Consider the following 1,427-nt stretch of genomic DNA (forward strand, 5'->3'; position numbering starts at 1 on the left):
TTGTTCTCGCCGTTGAACTCGACCAACTCGCATTCGAAGTCGGCGCAGACGGCCCGCATGATCTCTTCCATGCGCGTCAGGTGGGCGTCCTTGAAGACCTTGTGCCGGTACTTCGTCACGAAAACCAAGTGTGCGTGAAGAACGAACGTACGGTGTCGGCCAGTGCGGATGTTCTGATATTCAGCCATAAACCAACTGCATTAGGGTGAACGGTATGCAGTTGAGGTACAGCTTTCGCTTGTATCCGAATGGTCCTCAGCGCTCGGCGTTGGCCAGGGCGTTCGGGTGTGCGCGGGTGGTCTACAACGATGCGCTTCGCGCCCGTGAGGCCGCTCGCGCCGCAGGCGAGGCGTTCCCGAAGACCGGGGACCTGTCCAAACTTCTGATCACCAAGGCCAAGCTGACCGAAGAGCGCGCATGGCTCAGCGAGGTGTCCGCCGTCGTCCTCCAGCAGTCCCTGCGGGACCTGGACACCGCATACCGGAACTTCTTCGACGGCCTCAAGGGCAAGCGCCCGCGCATGGGAGCGCCCCGGTTCAAATCCCGCAAGGACAACCGGCAGGCCGTACGGTTCACCGCGAACGCCCGATGGAAGATCACGGCCGGCGGGGACCTGTCCCTGCCGAAGATCGGCGACGTGCGGGTCAAGTGGTCCCGCAACCTCCCCTCCGTGCCGTCCACGGTAACCGTGATCAAAGACGCTGCCGGGAGATACTTCGCGTCCTTCGTCGTGGAGACCGACCCCGAGACGCTGCCCGACGTGGCAGCCGCCGTCGGCGTCGACCTGGGCCTCAGGCACTTCGCGGTCCTCTCCGACGGCACGAAGATCGACGCCCCGCGCTTCCTGCGCCGGGCCGAGAAGAAATTCAAGAGGGAACAGCGCCGCCTGTCCCGCAAGGCCAAGGGATCAAAGAACAGGGACAAGGCCCGCATCAAGGTCGCCCGCGCTCACGCGCAGGTGGCCGACGCACGGCGTGAGTTCCACCACCAGCTCTCAACGAGGATCATTCGCGACAACCAAGCGATTGCCGTTGAGGACCTGGCGGTGAAGGGGCTCGCTCGTACGCGCCTGGCCAAGTCCGTCCACGACGCGGGATGGTCCGCGTTCGTGACGATGCTGGAGTACAAGGCCGCGAAGTTCGGCCGCAGCTTCCTTCGCATCGGACGGTTCGAGCCGACCTCCCAGGTCTGCTCGCAGTGTGGCGTCAAGGACGGCCCCAAACCCCTGCACATTCGCGTGTGGGAATGCGGGGCTTGCGGGGCCGTCCTCGACCGGGACATCAACGCGGCGGTCAACGTCGCCAAGGCCGCCGGACTGGCGGTGTCAGCCTGTGGAGCGCAGGTAAGACCGGTACTCGTACCGGCCCAGCGCGGTGAAGCAGGAACCCACCGAGACGGTCAGCCGACCGTGGTAGGAATCCCCGGGC

General features: G+C 64.9%; 2 protein-coding genes. One reads left to right on the forward strand and one right to left on the reverse strand.

What is annotated here, in order from left to right; all coding sequences use genetic code 11:
- Positions 1-188 (reverse strand): transposase (locus JK361_RS40500; RefSeq protein ID WP_201828219.1); only part of this gene is annotated, 188 nt, incomplete at its 3' end.
- A gap of 26 nt (positions 189-214) precedes the next feature.
- Between JK361_RS40500 and JK361_RS40505 the strand changes: the two genes are divergently transcribed.
- On the forward strand, positions 215-1,427 hold a 1,213-nt coding region (locus tag JK361_RS40505; protein WP_201828221.1), incomplete at its 3' end, for an RNA-guided endonuclease InsQ/TnpB family protein.

Source organism: Streptomyces musisoli (genome assembly GCF_016741855.1).
GTDB lineage: Bacteria > Actinomycetota > Actinomycetes > Streptomycetales > Streptomycetaceae > Streptomyces > Streptomyces musisoli.